10 protein-coding genes are annotated in these 17,457 nt (G+C 52.2%); 8 read left to right on the top strand and 2 right to left on the bottom strand.

From position 1 onward, the window contains the following. Positions 1 to 247: 247 nt before the first annotated feature. The 8 genes from UNDKW_RS06980 (at position 248) to UNDKW_RS06945 (ending at position 11,318) form a co-directional block, all read left to right on the top strand. On the top strand, positions 248 to 1,918 hold the full coding sequence (locus UNDKW_RS06980) for a VRR-NUC domain-containing protein (RefSeq protein WP_162058116.1): 1,671 nt from the start codon (positions 248 to 250) through the stop codon (positions 1,916 to 1,918). After that, positions 1,915 to 4,173 carry an ATP-dependent DNA helicase gene (locus tag UNDKW_RS06975; RefSeq protein ID WP_162058115.1) on the top strand — a complete coding sequence of 753 codons (2,259 nt, stop codon included), beginning with the start codon at positions 1,915 to 1,917 and terminating at the stop codon, positions 4,171 to 4,173. The genes UNDKW_RS06980 and UNDKW_RS06975 overlap by 4 nt, the downstream gene beginning before the upstream one ends. A 251-nt stretch (positions 4,174 to 4,424) precedes the next feature. Beyond that, the gene (locus UNDKW_RS06970; protein WP_162058114.1) at positions 4,425 to 5,156 is read left to right on the top strand and encodes a TetR/AcrR family transcriptional regulator; all 732 of its coding nucleotides are present in this window, start codon (positions 4,425 to 4,427) and stop codon (positions 5,154 to 5,156) included. Next, the gene (locus UNDKW_RS06965; protein WP_162058113.1) at positions 5,153 to 6,505 is read left to right on the top strand and encodes an AarF/ABC1/UbiB kinase family protein; all 1,353 of its coding nucleotides are present in this window, start codon (positions 5,153 to 5,155) and stop codon (positions 6,503 to 6,505) included. The genes UNDKW_RS06970 and UNDKW_RS06965 overlap by 4 nt, the downstream gene beginning before the upstream one ends. Further along, positions 6,489 to 6,878: a DUF6463 family protein gene (locus tag UNDKW_RS06960; RefSeq protein ID WP_162058112.1), complete on the top strand. Its 390-nt coding sequence runs from the start codon at positions 6,489 to 6,491 to the stop codon at positions 6,876 to 6,878. Before UNDKW_RS06965 ends, UNDKW_RS06960 begins: the two co-directional genes overlap by 17 nt. Further along, a complete protein-coding gene (locus tag UNDKW_RS06955; RefSeq protein WP_162058111.1) occupies positions 6,875 to 7,384 on the top strand; it encodes a DUF2867 domain-containing protein in 510 nt (169 codons plus the stop codon). The genes UNDKW_RS06960 and UNDKW_RS06955 overlap by 4 nt, the downstream gene beginning before the upstream one ends. A gap of 153 nt (positions 7,385 to 7,537) precedes the next feature. Then, on the top strand, positions 7,538 to 8,326 hold the full coding sequence (locus UNDKW_RS06950; RefSeq protein ID WP_162058110.1) for a hypothetical protein: 789 nt from the start codon (positions 7,538 to 7,540) through the stop codon (positions 8,324 to 8,326). A 127-nt stretch (positions 8,327 to 8,453) separates the two neighbouring features. Continuing rightward, complete coding sequence (locus UNDKW_RS06945; RefSeq protein ID WP_232063281.1) at positions 8,454 to 11,318, top strand: pitrilysin family protein; 2,865 nt, start codon at positions 8,454 to 8,456, stop codon at positions 11,316 to 11,318. Positions 11,319 to 11,407: 89 nt separating this feature from the next. On the opposite strand, the gene UNDKW_RS06940 is transcribed toward UNDKW_RS06945, so the two are convergent. Together UNDKW_RS06940 and UNDKW_RS06935 are read right to left on the bottom strand one after the other, a co-directional pair. Then, on the bottom strand, positions 11,408 to 15,496 hold the full coding sequence (locus tag UNDKW_RS06940) for a translocation/assembly module TamB domain-containing protein (RefSeq protein ID WP_162058109.1): 4,089 nt from the start codon (positions 15,494 to 15,496) through the stop codon (positions 11,408 to 11,410). Positions 15,497 to 15,575: 79 nt separating this feature from the next. Then, on the bottom strand, positions 15,576 to 17,456 hold the full coding sequence (locus UNDKW_RS06935) for an autotransporter assembly complex family protein (protein ID WP_162058108.1): 1,881 nt from the start codon (positions 17,454 to 17,456) through the stop codon (positions 15,576 to 15,578). Position 17,457: the final 1 nt, after the last annotated feature.

Here is a 17,457-nt window from a genome sequence, read left to right as displayed (position 1 = left end):
GACTGAAACCCATCCCCATCCCGACCTTCCACTGCGCTGCAAGTATGCAGCTTAGATATTTGTGGCGCAAAACATGTTTTGCGAATTCCCACAAATATCCCCTTGAAGGGGAAGGAGTACGTGGCGGTATTTTAACCGTTGCAGCTTCAATACAGACGGAATTGACTGCAGTTCTCGTTTACCCTTCATCCCACATTGCGTTAAACTGTATGCATATACAGTTATTTAAACGCTACTCCCCTGCCCCATGCTTGCCAATCTGGATAATCCTTTTTACTACCTTGAAAACTTCCAGGCTGTGCTGGGCTGGGTGGGTGGGCGCTATGCGGATTTGTTGGCTGATGATGAGCAGGCGTTTATTGCGCAGTTTGGCAAGCTGCCGCAGGCGTCGCGGGCTTTGTTTGTGCGGATGGTGATGCGCAAGGGTTGCGTGTTCAGGGCTAGCAAGCTGGTGTATGGCGAGATTGGTGATACCTGTGCGGCGATGCAGGCGCTGGTGGATGTGGGTTGGGTGCAGGCTGATCCTGTGCTTGATATTGCTGGCTTGTTTGATTTGCTGCAAAAGCCTGAGCTGGCTTTGGTGCTGGCGATGACGCCTGCTGAAAAGAAATTGTCCAAGGCTGAGCAACTGGGCTTGTTTAGTTTGCGGCATACGGGTAGCCAGGCTTTTTCTGCCTGGTGTGCGGGGGCTATGGGTGCCGTGGATGATGTTGCTTATCAGGTGCTGAACAAGGATTTGTGCGATCGTTTGCGCTTGCTGTTTTTTGGTAATCTGTATCAGGACTGGTCTGAGTTTGTGTTGTCTGACCTGGGTATTTTCCAATATGAAAAGGTGGAGTTTTCTGCGGCCTCGCGTGGCTTTGGCTGTCGTGCGGATATTGATGCTTATCTGGCTTTGCATGCCTGTCGTGAGGCTTTTCATGCGGAGCAGCCTGTGCCTGAAGTGCTGGCGCAACTGGCTGCGACTGGTTTGCATGCAGTGGACAATGCATGGATTGCCAGCCGCCGTAACCGCTTGTTGTACCAGATTGGTGAGTACCTGGAAAAGCAAAAGGACTGGGCTCTGGCGCAGCAGGTGTATGCGGGCTGCACTTACCCAGGCGCGCGCTTGCGTGCCATACGTGTGCTCGAGAAGAGTGAACAGACGCAGGCCGCCTATGATTTGCTGACGCTGGCACAGCAAGCGCCTGAGAGTGAGGCAGAGCATCAGCAGATGTTGCGTATTGCACCGCGCCTTGCCCGCAAGCTGGGGCTGGCTAAAGCCGCCAAGGCGCCCAGCAAACCACCGACAGAGCTGGCCTTGCGCCTGCCCTTTCCGCAAGAAGATTATGTGGTCGAGTATGTGGTGCGTGATCATTTACATACAGATGACGCGCCAGTGTTTTATGTGGAGAATGCGCTTATCAATTCTCTATTTGGTTTGTTGTGCTGGCCTGTGATTTTCAAGGCGATACCGGGGGCGTTTTTTCACCCTTTCCAGCGTGGGCCTACGGATTTGTTGAGTGTTGATTTTCAGGCGCGGCGGGCGGATGATTTTGCCACCTGTTTTGCGCAGCTTGATACAGGTGCTTATCGCCAGACCATACGGCAAACTTATGCGACCAAGTCTGGTTTGCAGTCGCCTTTTGTGTTCTGGAGTGTGTTGTCTGAAGACTTGCTGGAGATGGCGCTGGAGTGCATACCTGCACAACATCTGAAACATAGTTTTGAGCGCATCTTGCTGGACATACGCGCCAACCGCAATGGCTTCCCTGACCTGATACAGTTCTGGCCGCAAGAACGGCGTTACCAGATGATAGAAGTCAAAGGGCCGGGCGACAAGTTGCAGGATAACCAGAAGCGATGGCTTGACTTTTGCGCGACACATGATATGCCGGTGACAGTATGCTATCTGGAATGGCTAGAGACTGAGCCATGAGCATTGAGAGCACCGCCAGCTATACAGTGGCCGTGCGTGCCCTGTGCGAGTTCACGGCCAAGCAAGGTGACCTGGATTTACGCTTTACACCCTCGCCCACTGCCGAGCAAGGCATGGCCGGGCACGCGACAGTGGCCTTGCGCAGAAGCAGCAACTACCAGCGCGAGGTAAAGCTGGAAGGCCAGCATGGCGGCTTGCATGTGCGTGGCCGTGCTGATGGTTATGACCCCGACTTGCAGCAGATAGAAGAGATCAAGACCTATCTGGGTGACTTGCGTGCCATGCCAGACAACCACCGCCATTTGCATTGGGCGCAGGCCAAGGTGTATGGACATTTGCTGTGCGAGAAACTGGGCTTGCAAAAGATCAGTGTGGCGCTGGTGTATTTCAATATACAAAGTCAGAAAGAAACGGTGCTGCAGCAGGACTTGGCTGCTACTGAACTGGCAGATTTTTTTGCTTTGTTGTGCGGGCGCTTTATTGCCTGGGGCGAGCAGGAAGTGGCTCATCGTGCTGCGCGTGATCTGGCTATTACAGACATGGTTTTTCCGCATGCGACATTCCGGCCAGGGCAAAGGCAACTGGCCGAAGCGATGTACAAAGCCAGCACGCGCGGCTGTTGTCTGCTGGCGCAAGCACCGACTGGCATCGGCAAGACCATAGGCAGTTTGTTCCCTCTGTTAAAGGCCACTGCTGAACACAAGCTGGACAAGATTTTTTATCTGGCAGCAAAAACATCAGGGCGGCAACTGGCTTTGGATGCGCTGGGCAATATCCAGAACAGCACACCAAAGCTAGGCTTGCGCACACTGGAACTGGTCGCCAAGACCAAGGCCTGTGAATATCCTGAAGCGGCTTGTCACGGTGATGCCTGCCCGTTGGCCAAAGGCTTTTACGACCGCCTGCCTGCTGCGCGCGCTGCCGCTGCTGAACAACAATTGCTGGACAAGGAAGGCTTGCGCAGCGTTGCTCTCGCTCACCAGGTTTGCCCTTATTATCTGGGCATAGAGATGGCACGCTGGGCCGATGTCATCATTGGTGACTATAACTATTATTTTGATCTCTATGCTTTGCTGCATGGTTTAACGATAGTGAACAACTGGCGAGTCGCCGTGCTGGTGGATGAGGCGCACAATATGGTGACGCGGGCGCGCCAGATGTATAGCGCAGAGTTGCAGCGCGATAGCCTGAAGCGCTTGCGCAAGTCGCCACCGCCAGCGCTCAAAAAAACTTTGGACAGCTTGTATCGCGCCTGGCTGCAACTGGAAAAAGAACAGGAAACTGATTACCAGCCGCATGCTGAGATACCAGAAAAACTCCTGGCAGCATTGACGAGGCTATGCACAGAAATTGGTCTTTACTTTGCTGACAACCCCAGTCAGTTAGCGCCGGATTTGCAGCAGTTTTATCTGGATGCCTTGCTGTTCAACCGTCTGGCAGAAAGCTTTGCTGATCATTCGATATTCGATGTCAGCAAAGCGCATGGCACATCGACGCTATGCATACGCAATATCGTGCCAGCGGCTTTTTTGACGCCGCGTTTTGCGGCCAGCCATACGACAGCGCTGTTCTCGGCCACGCTCAGCCCCTGGAATTATTATTGCGACACGCTAGGCCTGCCCGAGGGCACGGCATGGGTGAATGTGGAATCGCCCTTCTCTGCTGATCAGTTGCAGGTGCATGTGGTGGATAGCGTCTCTACCCGTTATGCTGACCGTACGCGTTCTGTTGCCCCTATCGTGGCATTGATGGCGCGGCAGTATCATGCGCAGCCTGGCAATTATCTGGCCTTTTTCAGCAGCTTTGATTATCTGGCCCAGGTTAGTAGCAGTTTTATCAACGCGCATCCTGATATTCCTGTGCGTTTGCAAACCCGGCGTATGAATGAGGCAGATCGTGAAGAGTTTTTGGCGCGGTTTACTGAGGATAGCCAGGGAATAGCTTTTGCTGTTCTCGGCGGCTCATTTGGTGAAGGCATAGATTTGCCTGGTACTCGCCTGATAGGTGCGTTTATTGCGACGCTGGGCCTGCCGCAACTCAATCCCATCAATGAGCAAATCAAACTGCGCATGGATAAGATTTTTGGGTCGGGGTATGACTATGCTTACCTTTACCCTGGTTTGCAAAAGGTGGTGCAGGCGGCGGGGCGGGTCATACGGCAGACGGATGACAAGGGTGTGGTGTATTTGATTGATGACCGGTTTGGGCGGGGCGATGTGCGGGCTTTATTGCCGGGGTGGTGGGTTGTTAATTAACACAATTATATCTTTGCCCCCCGTAGGTTGGGCTACGGGGTATCAGCCCAACACTCGGCGTTTAAATAACGTATACGTTTGCAGAGGCCCAGTATTGGGCTGATAAATCGTAGCCCAACCTACGCCCTATCCACCTCCCTCAGCCCAATCAACACAAACCCTCCATTAAACAAGTAAACCTTGTTATTTAACGAAACACTGTATATATTAATGGAACTAAACCACCATTTTTATAGAAGTTCGTCTCGATTATGAAAACTTCCAAGTCCCAGCAAGAGCAAACCCGGCGCACCTTGATACGCACTGCCGTTGATCTGATTACAGAAAAAGGCTATGACGCTGCCACCATGAAGCAGATTGCCCGTGAGGCGGGTATAGGGGATGCGACGATTTACAAGTACTTCCCCAGCAAGGAAAAAATCCTGCTGGCTTACTATGAGCTGTGTATAGAAATAACGCTGGAAGTTGTGCAGGAAACACCGGGTTGGGACGAATTTACCCTACAAGAAAAGCTGCAAAGGCTGGTGGATGCCTTGCTGGAGCTCTTGCTGGGCGACCGTGAGTTTGTGGAAATCACACGTGATATCTTTGGCAAATCCCCACTGTTGATGATGCGCGACAATATGCCAGGCCAGCAAACCCTGAAGCAGGAAATTATCAGCCTGCTGGAAGAGGCGGAGCATCGTGGCGATATTTCTCCTTGCGATTTCAAGAACCTCATCGGTGGATTGTTTGGTGATTATCTGTTTGCTGTCATTGCTTACTGGCTCAAGGATGACTCGGAAGAATTCTCGAATACCACGCAACTGGTGGACATGACGCTGGCGATACTGGTGATGGCTTTGAAGAGTGGCATCGTCAATAAAGTATCTGAGCTGGCCAGCTTCATGTTGCGCAACCAGTTGTCACGCATCATGCAAAATGGTTCTGGTTTGCTGGAAATGGTCAAGCTTGTGCGCAATGGTCTAGGGGACGTGCGATGAACAAGGCACCACCTGCCAGCAAGCTGGGCAGAACTGCCATCACTGGCCTGGCGCTGGCACAGGCTGGTGCCAGCAAGCTGGGGCACAAGGCGCGGCAAATGTTGCGCAGCGACGATGACAAGCAAGCTGCGCAAGAAAGACATGAAGCTGAGCTGGGGCGCATACTGTTCAAGGCACTGAACCAGTTAAAAGGTAGTGCCCTCAAGGTGTCGCAATTGCTGAGTATGGAAGCCGATTTTCTCCCGGAAGGCATACGCCGCGAACTGGCGAAAGGCTGTCATCAGGTTACGCCGCTGAACCGCGCACTGATCCACAAAGTGTTCCAGCGTGAATTTGGCGAAGCTCCAGAACACCTGTATGCGCAATTTGATGCACATGCCTTTGCTGCAGCAAGTTTGGGACAGGTACATCATGCCAGATTGGCTGATGGCAGGCATTTGGCGGTGAAAGTGCAATACCCCGGCATTGCCGCTGCCATCGGCAGTGATCTGCGCATGTTACGCGGTATCTTCCAGACCATGGCCATGGGTACCACCATCTTGCCACGTAAGGAGGTGATAGACCGCTTCATGAGCGAGTTGGAAGTAAAGATGGGCGAAGAGCTGGATTATGAACATGAGGCCATGCAACTCAGCTGGTTTCATGAGCGGGTGAATTTACCGGGCATAGTTATCCCCAAATGCATAGCTGAGATGTCGCGCAAGCGGGTCTTGACGATGGAGAGACTAGATGGCCTGCACCTGGATGCATGGCTGGCGACAGCGCCTGACCAGGCACAGCGTAATCACTACGGGCAATTGCTGTTTGACTGGTTCTGGTTCAGTGTATGTGAACTGGGCCGCGTGCATGCTGATCCACACCCGGGCAATTTTTTATTCATGTCGGGTGGGCGTTTGGCGGTACTGGATTTTGGTTGCACCAATAAAATTTCGTACAATTTTTGTGATGCCATGGCGCGCAGTTGGCGTGCCTTGCTGATGACCGATGTGGCTGAGCGTAATCGCATCCTGCGTCTGGCATATATAGATCTGAGTCTGTTCTCTGATGCAGTGACGCAAGATGAATTTGATCAAAGTGTAGTGACCGCACTTGCCGACCTGCATGCCTGGAAGATGGAAGCATTTCAAAGCAGTGAATTTGACTTCAGCAATAAATCGCCCTACCCCAAAACCATCAATGCAGAACATAGCAGACTGCTGTCAGGCATCCTGGCGGGCTGGCATGAAGACGTACCTTATTTTGACCGCGCCTACCTGGGGCTGATGAATATGCTCAAGAAGATGGGTGCTGTCGTCAACACTGAAATAGCCTGGACTAAACAAGGAGCAAGTCATGTCAATACCAACTAAGCGCCGGAAAATCTGGATAGGTAATTATCTGATCGCCGTTGCCGCTCTGCACACGATAGCTGCCTTTCTACTCTTTGGTCCAGTTTTTGTGGGCATGCTGGAGCGAGGAGTATTCAATACCGTCAATCGTGACCCTTTACGTTCGGCGGCGACATGGTTCTTGCTGTTTGGTGGTCCATTTTTACTTCTCGGCATGACCATCAACAGTCTGGAACGCAAACCTGATTTTACTGAAGCACGCACGCTGGGTTTGGGTCTCCTGCTCTGCAGCATCTTTGCTGTCATACTGATGCCCACGTCCGGCTTTTGGCTGGCCATGCCTGCCGCAATTGCATTGGTGAACATAAACGCAAACCAGGGGCAGGCAGCATGAAAAACAAGATCACGGAAACAGCAGTCCCGGCATCAAGCAAGATCGCTGAAGATGTACCAGGCGCTTACTTTTACGACTGCTACCAAACACCCTTCCCTCATGCAGATCTGAGTGCAATGCAAATCTACATGGATACCTTTGCAAGAACACCGGGCTGGGTCAATGCTCTGATGGGCATACGTAATCGCGTGGTTGGCCTGTTTGGCTTGAAAAACCTGGGTGGCATGAAGTCGCTGAACAAAAGCAAACCAGCCGAGGCATATCAGGTAGGCGACAGGGCCGGGATATTTTCTCTGGTGTATAAATCTGATGAAGAAGTCATACTCTGTGATTCTGACAAACATCTTGATGTCAAGGTATCGGTCAGTAAGCAAACCCGGGATGGTCAGCCCTTCATTGCAGTCACCACCGTGGTGCATGTACACAATAACCTGGGGCGGGCATATATGTTGTTCGTGGGGCCGGCACACAAGGTGATTGCCCCGGCGGTATTGGCAAGAGCCTGAGGGTGGTATTAGCGAGGGCTCAAGATACCATCTTGCTTGATTTAACAGGTAAACTGTATACGTGTTTTCCCTCATCATTTTTGTCACGTAATTGTCATAAATCTCTTCTAAGATGAAATCACTAAAACAAAAGAGAAAAGGAGATTAAAGACGATGTTAAGTAAATTAAAACAAAAATACCAGATGATGCGGGCCAAAAATATTGTTCAATATTCAGATTACAGGCGTCAACTGGTCGAGATACCGAATGCAGTGTTCCTGCTTTGGCAGGCAAAAGCGAAGTATGAATTCCCCGGCATCCCTAGTGATGCCGTTTTTTTTGCCCGCGCGGCAGAGGGGCTGATGATGTTTTTCAGTTGCGTCAGCCGCAGCAAGCAGGCTTGTGCCCTGCCTTCAAAAGCCGCCGACTCAGTCTGGCATGCCTGGAACAGCTGGTCATCGATCAGCCTTGACAATTTTTGCTGCAAACATTTTGGCAGCACCATACCGCATGTAGAAGCAGAGAACATGGCTTCCGACATGGATGCAGCACTGGCCAACTGCCTGGTGACTGCACAAAGGGTAGATGGTATCTGGCCTGGCAAACCCACCCTGCCCCGCCTGTTTGCACTCGACAGCAAGCTGCACATGCCGCATGGTTATGCCTACTTTGCCACCACCAGCCGCATCGGTTTCCAGAATATGAATGGCCGGGGTACGGGAGAAGGTAAATCGACTTACCCTGAGAGCTTCGGGGCAGCCCAGTTGCTGGCGGCTGGCCTGATCACTACCCTGACCTATGAAGAAATGATCAAAAAACAGGCGCAAGCGGCGAATACGGGGTCATCCTGCGGCGGCGGTAGCAGTTGCGGCAGCAGCAGTGACTCAGGCGGTTGCGATGGCGGCGGATCAAGCTGTGGCAGCAGTTGCGGTGGTGGTTGTGGTGGGGGCTGCGGTAGCTAGAAGACATTTCATCCACAAGCCCTTTGTTCCGTCTCCCAGTTCTGTAGCAAATCGATACAAAGCCCACGCCACAGGTATTCCGCCAACAGAGTACACTGGCATTTTTATCTAGCCTGCACCGCTGTTTATGCCGAATACCCTTGCTATCTCAGCAATAAAATCAATCACCCCCGCCAGGAGGCTGGTTGCCAGCCTGATGTTGCTTGCATTTATCCTGCCTGCGAGCCTTCCTGCAGTGGCAGAAATTAGCCTGAACGATCCCCTGCCCATCAATCCCGACCTGAAAAAGGGCAAACTGGAAAATGGCCTGACTTACTATATCCAGAAGAATAATAATCCGCAAAAGAAAGTGGAGCTGCGCCTGGTGGTAAAAGCCGGGTCGGTGCTGGAGGATGATGATCAACAGGGTCTGGCGCATTTTACTGAGCACATGGCCTTCAACGGCTCTAAGCATTTCAAGAAACATCAACTGATTTCTTACCTGCAATCCATAGGCGTGAAATTCGGTGCTGATCTGAATGCCTATACCAGCTTTGATGAAACGGTGTATATCCTGCCCATCCCTACCGACAAACCGGCCTATTTGAAAACTGGTTTCCAGGTACTGGCTGACTGGGCACAGGGTGTGGAGATGAAGGCTGTTGATATCGACAAGGAACGCGGCATTATCCTGGAAGAAGCGCGGCTGGGCAAAGGTGCCAGTGACCGCATGATGCGCCAATTGCTGCCAGAGGTATTCAATGGCTCCAAATATGCAGAGCGCCTGCCCATAGGCAAGGAAGACACGATCAAACAGTTCAAGCATGATGCCCTGCGCCGTTTTTACAAGGATTGGTACAGGCCAGACCTGATGGCGGTAGTCGTTATCGGCGACGTACAGCCGGATGATGCCGAGAAAATGATATACAAGTATTTTTCAGGCTTGAAAAACCCGGTACCTGCGCGTGCACGGCCAGAAATCAATATCCCCAAAAATACCGCCTCCAAGACCATGGTTATCACCGACAAGGAGGCCACGAATAACATGCTGATGCTACGCTATCCACTGGAGAAGCAGCCAACGCATGAAGTCATAGGGGACTATCGTCAGGATATCATCCGCAATTTCTACAAATCCATGCTGAACCGCCGCCTGGGTGCGTTGACGGAACAGGCCAGGCCACCTTTCCTGGGCGCGTCTGCCGGTAGCGAACCTGTGGTAGCAGGCTATGATTCTTTTGTAGCGACCGCGATATTGTCACCATCTGGAACACAAGCCGCGCTGGATGCATTGATGCAAGAGAAAAACAGCATACGTCAATTTGGTTTTACTGCAGCGGAGTTTGACCGCGCCAAGAAAATCGAAGCGCGTGAATATGAAAGCATGTTCAACGAGCGCAGCAAATCCAATTCTGCGACCTTTGCCGCAGAATATATACGCAACTTCCTGACCAATGAACCTATCCCTGGCATCAAGAATGAATACCTGTACTTCAAGGAATTTGCCGAAGGTATTTCACTGGAAGAGATGAATCAGTTCGCCAGGAACGCAACACCGGATGACAGTATCAGGCTGGCGTTTTATGTGGGTTCAAACAAGACAGGCGAGACCATACCAAGTGAAACAGATTTGCTGGCGATGACTGCCACGGCAGAGCAAAAGCCATTGCAGGCCCGCACAGAAAAAGCAGCCAGCGCCAGCTTGATGACTACTCTTCCTACGCCCGGCAAGATCGTTTCTGAAAAAGAAAACAAACTGCTGGGTCTGGTGGAGATGACTTTATCGAATGGCGTTAAAGTCAGCTTGAAAAAAACCGACTTCAAGAATGACCAGGTCTTGATGAGCGCCCGTCGTGCAGGCGGCATGTCTTTGTTCTCTGACGCAGATTATTTTAATGTGTATTACAGTAATCCCGTCGTCTGGGGCATGGGCATGGGAAATTTCAGCCAGAAAGATTTACAGGAAACCCTGGCAGGCAAATCAGCCAATGTCCGCACCAGCATGGATAATTATTCTGAAAGCATAGGCGGTGCGTCTGGTGCCAGCGATATAGAAACCATGTTGCAGTTGCTGTACCTGCGTCTGACCAGCCCGCGCAAGGATGAAGCAATGTTTCAGTCACTGATCAGCTCACAAAAGGAATTGGCAAGGAACACCTGGGCACGTCCTGAAGCCGTCTTCTCAGAAGCAATTACCACGACCATCTACAAAGACAATCCACGCGTGCCGCGCCTGGCAAGAGTAGAGGATTTTGACAAGATTTCGCTGGACCGCAGTATGGAAATTTATCAATCCCGTTTTGGTAGCGCCAAGGATTTGCACTTTATTTTTGTTGGCAGCTTTGAACTGGACAAGATCAGGCCGCTGATCGCCACCTATCTCGCCAGCTTGCCCAATACGGACATCAAGACCGAATATCAGGATTTGCATATCAATCCTGTGCAAGGTGTCGTCAAGAAAGATGTCTATGCCGGCAATGAAGAAAAAAGTACTGTGGTACTCAGCTTCAACGGCACATCCACTTATACGCGGGAAGAAAATGCACGCTTTCATGCGATGGTGGATATCCTGAATCTGAAGGTCATTGATGTGCTGCGCGAAAAGCAGGGGTTGATTTACAGTGGTGGCCTGAATGGCTCTTTTGAACGTATTCCATCAAATAGGTACAGCATAGATGCAGAATTGCCTTGCAGCCCAGAAAACGTGGATAAGGTCATTGCTGCCCTGTTTGCCGAAATCAAGAAAATACAGCAGTCTGGCCCGCAACTGGAAGACCTGAACAAGGTCAAGCAATCCTGGTTGAAAGCGCACCAGGAAGAATTGCGCAGCAATGAAAGCTGGCTGAACCATCTGCAAGGCGCGGTCTATTATAAAACCGAGGCAGAGGCCATCTTGTCGGTGGATAAACGCATACGCGCCATCACGCCGACACAGATCAAGGAGGCAGCGCAGCGTTATTTCAACTTCCAGAACTATGCGCAGATTGTGCTTTATCCTGAACAGAAGAAATAATCCGGTGCAATGTCTGCGGCAAACATGGGCGCGGAAAAGATAAAGGGAAGACAATCCAGACAGATTGCCTTCCCTTTTTTAATAGTGTTTTAATTAAAGGAGAAAGTGTAATTCACATCCACCGCAGACTCAGCACCAGTACGGCCTGTGATGCTGATGCGCCGGGTCAGTTGCCAGCTCAGCTTGATGCCGCCACTGGCATCTGACAAGCCGCGCTCCACTGACAACACCAGGCCCGGCATGATGCGCTTGCCTACGCTGACGACCTGGTCGGTAGTGGCATTGGTGGTACCGGTTGAACCGGCAATCGTCTGCACTGGCAGGCGGCTGCCTGAACCATTCGATGAAGAACCTATCGAAAACTCATCAAAGCCCAGGCCTTGCACAATGTCGCGCGGCACATTGCGGCTGCCATCACCACCAAATATCGCTGTCGCTGCCGACATCAGCAATGAGGCGTCGCCACTGGCAAGCTGGTCAGAACCACGCCCCAGCACCAGCCATGAGAGTTTTTCAGCATCCGGCACTTCTGGTTCTGACACCAGCCTGACTTGCGGTGCGCTGACTGTACCGACCACTTCTACCCCTGCTTCAACAGGCAAACCCTTGCGCAAGGCACGGATATTCAGGCCAGGGTTGGACGGTGGCCCCTGGAAGTTCAGGATACCCCGCTCTATTGCCAGTTGCTGGCCATAGCCTTCATACGCGCCCTTGACGGTGCGTATGGACCCATTCGCCTGCAAGGGGCTGCCATCGCTGGAACGCAGCCGCAGGCTGCCTTCCAGGCCCGTATCGAGGCCACGGCCAACAAACACGAAGCGCGGCCCCATGTCGAAGCTGACATCAATGCGGGTCTTGAGACCTTTTCTATTACTTTCTGCTTCTGCTGCCTTAGTAACTGCCTTGTCAGTCTTGCGTACGACAACCACATCACTGGAAAGGCTGGGCGGCGGCAACTTGGGCAGCCTGAAGTAGGCGCCATCAGCCAGCACCTTGCCGGTCAGGCTCCAGATATCATTGGCTTCAACGATATTCGCCTGGCCAGATACCAGCAGCCATCTGTCCTTGCGCTGCAGCAGTGGAAATTGTGTCCATTGTGCCTGTATGCTGCCAGTCTCTTTGCCCATGTCGATATCACCACTGGCCTTGAACTCACCTTTGCGGCCTATCCAGTTCTCATCCCTGAATTGCGCATGACGCGGCATGTTGGCGACGGTGTTGGAAAATTGCAGATTCGTCAGCTTCAGATGTTTGTCTTCTATCTGCACATCCAGGCTGCCGTTTGGCAATAACAAACCCTCTGAGGCGAAAGCGATTTCCATCTCCCGCCCTGCCAGGTTGGCGCGATAGCCAGGCTTGCCTATGGTGCCAGACAGGCGCGCATCGGCGTTCAGCTTGCCCTTGAGTACCACCCCAGGATTGACAAAAGGCCCCAGCCATTGCAAGTCGGGAACTGCTGCCGTGACCTGGCCACTGAGGGGTGCACTGGCCAGTATGGTCCAGGCATCGTTTTGTTTGCTTAGGCGGGAATTGAGCTTCGCTTGCCATTGGCCCAGGCGGCTGCCATCGGCAAGCAGATCAAGACTGAGGTTTTCGCTATCGCTACCGGCGACCAGGCCACCCAGTTTCATCTGCAATTGCACATCACGTATGCCCAGGGCGACTGAAGTACCAGTCCCCTCAGGATCATTGAAGCGCAAATCACCGCTCTGGCGTTGCAATTTGATTTCTCCCTGGGCTTGCTCGGTCAATTGCAATTTCCATTGCGCATTCAGACGCAGATTACCTGTGACTGCATTTTGCGGATAAAACAGTTTGGCAATTTCCAGCACCTGTACATCGCTGATTTGCCCTTTGGTTTTGAGTGCGGCAGGTGTCCATTCCAGTTCTTCCAGTTCCAGCTTGCCCAGTGCGCTTTGCAGCGACAGGCCACCCAGGCGTACAGACTGTGCCGACACCTGTAATGGTGCTGAACTTTGTAAACGCAGATCAGGTTTGCCATTCAAATTCAAGGCCTGCAATTGCCCATTCCATGACCAGGCAGTGTCATTTTTTGCACTGGCCTGCATGCTGCCATTCGCGACCAGGCTCAGTACCTGTTTATTAGGAAAGATGGTTTCCAGGCTCAGCTTGTGGGCATCACGCCTGCCCTGCAATTTGAGACTGACATGCGCGAGTTTATCGGGGTTATCAGGCGCAGAACTCAGGGCCGGAAGATCACCACCCAGATGCTGGGCCACGAGCTCGCCATCAAACTGGCCTTTGGCACCGTTAGCCAGATTCAGGCTGGACTTTAACTGGGCAATGGTAAATTGCTGGCTACCACGTTTAATCATGACTTGCTCTGCCAAGGCATCAAGACTGCCTGCGGGCTCATCGAAACGGCCCCGCAATACCGCATCTGCCTTCAGCTTGCCGCCCAATGCCAGTTGCCAGTTGCTAAGCAAGGGATTCAGGTGACTCAAGTCCTGGGCATCAATATTGAATTTCAAGCTGTCACCGGTACCACCCCAGTTGCCTTGTGCTGTCACTGTATTTTTACCAAAGTGCGCATCCAGTTGCCTGACTTGCAGTTGCTGGTCTTGCAGCCAGCGCGCATCCAGCGCTGCCTGCACAGGCTGGCCTGCATATTGGCCCAGCAATTGCTGCAGATTGACTTGTACATCAAGGCGCGGCGACAGTTGGCCACGGGCGCTGAAGTCTGCCTGCAAGCGGCCTGCCGGTGTTGCCACCCAGCGTGCGGGGTCAAAATCTTTGAGGCTGGCCTTGACGTTGAATGCCTGCTTGCCTACAAAGCTGATGTCACCTGCACCCTGCAGATGAGCATCTTCTGCCTGCAGATCAAATTTATTCAAATCGAGAAGCAGTTTCTCAGGATGGTAACTGGCTTCTGCTTTCAGGCTGGCGCGGGCATCTTGTAACTGTGCTTGCAGATTGATGCTTTTGTCTTTCGCTGTCTGTGCAGAAAACTGGCCCTTGATATTACTGGCATGCAGGCGCTGGTCGATCTGGTTCAGGTCTATATTAGCCAGATTCAGTTTCAGGTCAGCCTGCAATTGCGCCGCTTGCCAATTAACATCAGCCTGACCTTGCAACTTGCCTTTGCCGGCCAGTTGCACTGCCAGGTCTGTCAGACTCAAATGCTGGCCCTGCCAGAACAATTTGGTACTCAGCGACTGCACTGGCAAACCTTGTTTATTGATGCTGGCCACCTGGCTGTTCTGAATATTGATAGGACCAGTCAAACCAAATACAGTATTTTTTTGCGCGTTTTTTCCTGTATTTTTTTCTACATTTTTCTCATCTGTTATCGGTTTCAACTTCGTCAATACACGCAAGTCTGCATGAGGTGCATTGACCTGCCAGGCGGACGGGTCAAAGTGTTGCACATCAATGTCAAGCTCGCGTACATACGGCGCAGCAAATGAATTGATACGCCCCCTGGCATGTCCTTGCAGGTTCTGATTACGGATATTTTTTTCTGCCGCGCTATCCAATACAGCTTCCAGCGCGATTTGCATATCATGCAGGTTGCCGGAAACCACGCCCTGCAAAATGACGGGCGGGATGTCCTCCTGGACCTGGCCTTGCAGGCTCAGGCGACTATCCAGCTTGAAAGGAGTGTAGCTGCCCAGTGCAGCTTCGCCTTTCAAATTACCCCAGGGGCTGCTGAATGTGGTTTGCGCTTTGTATAAATTGTCTTGATAAGAAAAACTGCCAGTCAGTGCACTGAGCTTCAGGGTCTCCAGCTGTTTGCCATCATCAGTCAGGGTAGCGATATGCAAGCGCCCCAGCGCCAGCTTTGGCGCACTCAGGCTAAAGGGTAGTCCTATATCAACAGGTACGCTGGAGGCTTTTTTGCTGGATCTGCTGGCGATAGTCAAAGCGCTTAATTGCAGACTGGTGATATCCAGCTGACGTCGCCATAAAGCGCCAAGCCGCCAGCGCAAGGAGATGGCGCTGCCATTGATATGCAAATCCTGGGCAACCAAGCTGAATTCGTCGAGTTTGAGTTCGTCATCCAGTGTGCCTTGCACGCCACGGAATTTGAGGCTGCCAAGACTGACATTTTCTATCAGTGCCAGCGCAGCTCTGGTGCCACTCTCAGTTTTGTACATCCAGGTCAGGACGAGGCCGGACACGACGATCAATATCATCAACAGCTTGAGGATGAACATGCTCAAGCGGCGCAAATGACTCCGCTTTTTTTTAGCGGGCGTTTTTTGCTCTGTCTGATTTTTTTCGTTTTCGCTCATATCAGAAAGCAATGGCGATAGAAAAATCCAGCCGGACTTTTTTGGTCTGGCGACCATAAGCCAGATCAAGCGCAATCGGCCCCGCAGGCGTCTTGTAACGTGCACCAACACCCATGCCCTGCTTTAAATTCAACTCACGAAAGTTGTCGGCGGCATTGCCCACGTCAAGGAAAGTGGCAGCGCCCCAGGAAGAGTTAAGCCAGTGTACATATTCAGCGCTGGCCGTTGCCAGCACGCGGCCACCACGTGTGCTGCCTATGTGCTGTATGCCCAGGGTTTGGTAACCATAGCCACGCACGGTGGTACTACCGCCAGTGCGGAACAGGTAATCTTCAGGTATCCCCTGTTCATCTTTGGAAATAACAGCACCAAGCTCTGCGCGCAAGATCACGGTATCGGTTTTGCGAACTGGTATCCAGCGCTGATATTTGGCATAGCTGCGTATGAAGCGCTGGTCAGAGAACAAGGCTTTTTCAGATGCGGCAAGATCGAACTGCAAGATCTGCCCTTTACGTGGATCGAAAGGCTGATCAACATCACGCCAAGTCCAGCCTATGCTGGCAACCAGTGCCTTGTTGACCTCTTCTGCTTCACCATCTGGGGAAATTTTTTCCCTGACGATGTTCAGACCCAGGCGTTGTTCGAGATGGCCGCGTGTGCTGGTGCGCTTGATGCCGAGAGCGTAACGGCTGGAGCGCACACCGGCGATATTTTCGCGCTCCACCAGCACACCAAAAGAATCGAGGAATTTGCTTTCACGCGGTGGCAGGTAAATATCCGCATATCCAAGTTGCCTGCGCTGCTCGAGCCTGACGGCACTGCGCAAATCCCAAGCCTGCTCAAGTATATTGCGGTCCCGATAGGCAACTTCGCTGCGGTAACCGGTGTTGGTGCTGTAACCGAGACCAAAGCTCAGGTCACGGGCCTGGCGCTCGACCACGGTCACATCCACGGGTACGGCGTCGGCTTTTTCTGGATCAGGATCTATGCCTACTGCGACGGTGGCAAAGTAAGCGGAGTTTTGCAGGGAACGCTGGAAATCCAGCAAGCGCGAACGTGAATAAACCTCACCTTTTTTGGGTGCCTGATAACGTTCTATGAGCCAGGAAGGGTAACGCTGCAAACCAGTGACACGCAAATCACCCAGGGTAAATACCGGGCCACTATCGACTTCTACTTGCAAGATGCCGCTATGCTGGTCAGCGTCTATTTTTGCTTCACTGGATGTCATGCTGGCTGAGGCATAGGCATCTGAGCGCAGGCTTTCCAGCAGCTGATTTTTTGAATCACTCCAGTCAGCATCACGGAATGGCTGTCCAACTGCGAGGCCCCAGTCTTCTTGCAGGGCCCGTCGCCTTTTAGTGACAGCCTTGTCACCAGCATCAATCGCGTCTGCCATGGGGCCCTGCACTTTCACAGACACGTTTTCTATGATGGTGCGCTGGCCGGCTTCCACAGTCACATGGATGATTTTATTTGTGGAGGCTGGTGCCAGCGCCTGATCTGGATTATCAAACTGGATTTGCGGCGAGAAATAACCTTCAGTAGTGAGGATATTGCTGATATCCAGGCGCAACCGTCTGATCAGTGCGGGAGTGATATTCTGCGCTTCAGCATTGCTGGCAAATTCAGGGATATGTTCCCTCAGCAAATCAGCCCAGTGTGATTTGGCAGCAACCAGTTGCAAACGGCCACTGCTGGAGGTGGAAACAGCTTCGTTGTCTGCCTCAGGCATTTGCACAGACTGAGCAGACGCAGCAGTTGGTGTTGATTGAGCAGAAGAGGTTTCAGTTTGTCCTGACTGCTGCGCTCTCACCAAGCCAGCACCGCATAAACCGGCAGCACAGAACAGCATCAGTAAGGGGCGCAGTCTTATCTGCATC

This window comes from Undibacterium sp. KW1 (assembly GCF_009937955.1).
Classification (GTDB): domain Bacteria; phylum Pseudomonadota; class Gammaproteobacteria; order Burkholderiales; family Burkholderiaceae_D; genus Undibacterium.
This window is presented reverse-complemented; position numbering and strand designations above follow the sequence as displayed.

Excerpts from the sequence above, each read along its gene's own strand:
- UNDKW_RS06940 (WP_162058109.1), bottom strand. The coding sequence starts at position 15,496 with ATGTTCATCCTCAAGCTGTTGATGATATTGATCGTCGTGTCCGGCCTC.
- UNDKW_RS06965 (WP_162058113.1), top strand. The coding sequence starts at position 5,153 with ATGAACAAGGCACCACCTGCCAGCAAGCTGGGCAGAACTGCCATCACT.
- UNDKW_RS06950 (WP_162058110.1), top strand. The coding sequence starts at position 7,538 with ATGTTAAGTAAATTAAAACAAAAATACCAGATGATGCGGGCCAAAAAT.
- UNDKW_RS06960 (WP_162058112.1), top strand. The coding sequence starts at position 6,489 with ATGTCAATACCAACTAAGCGCCGGAAAATCTGGATAGGTAATTATCTG.
- UNDKW_RS06945 (WP_232063281.1), top strand. The coding sequence starts at position 8,454 with ATGCCGAATACCCTTGCTATCTCAGCAATAAAATCAATCACCCCCGCC.
- UNDKW_RS06935 (WP_162058108.1), bottom strand. The coding sequence starts at position 17,456 with ATGCAGATAAGACTGCGCCCCTTACTGATGCTGTTCTGTGCTGCCGGT.
- UNDKW_RS06980 (WP_162058116.1), top strand. The coding sequence starts at position 248 with ATGCTTGCCAATCTGGATAATCCTTTTTACTACCTTGAAAACTTCCAG.
- UNDKW_RS06955 (WP_162058111.1), top strand. The coding sequence starts at position 6,875 with ATGAAAAACAAGATCACGGAAACAGCAGTCCCGGCATCAAGCAAGATC.
- UNDKW_RS06970 (WP_162058114.1), top strand. The coding sequence starts at position 4,425 with ATGAAAACTTCCAAGTCCCAGCAAGAGCAAACCCGGCGCACCTTGATA.
- UNDKW_RS06975 (WP_162058115.1), top strand. The coding sequence starts at position 1,915 with ATGAGCATTGAGAGCACCGCCAGCTATACAGTGGCCGTGCGTGCCCTG.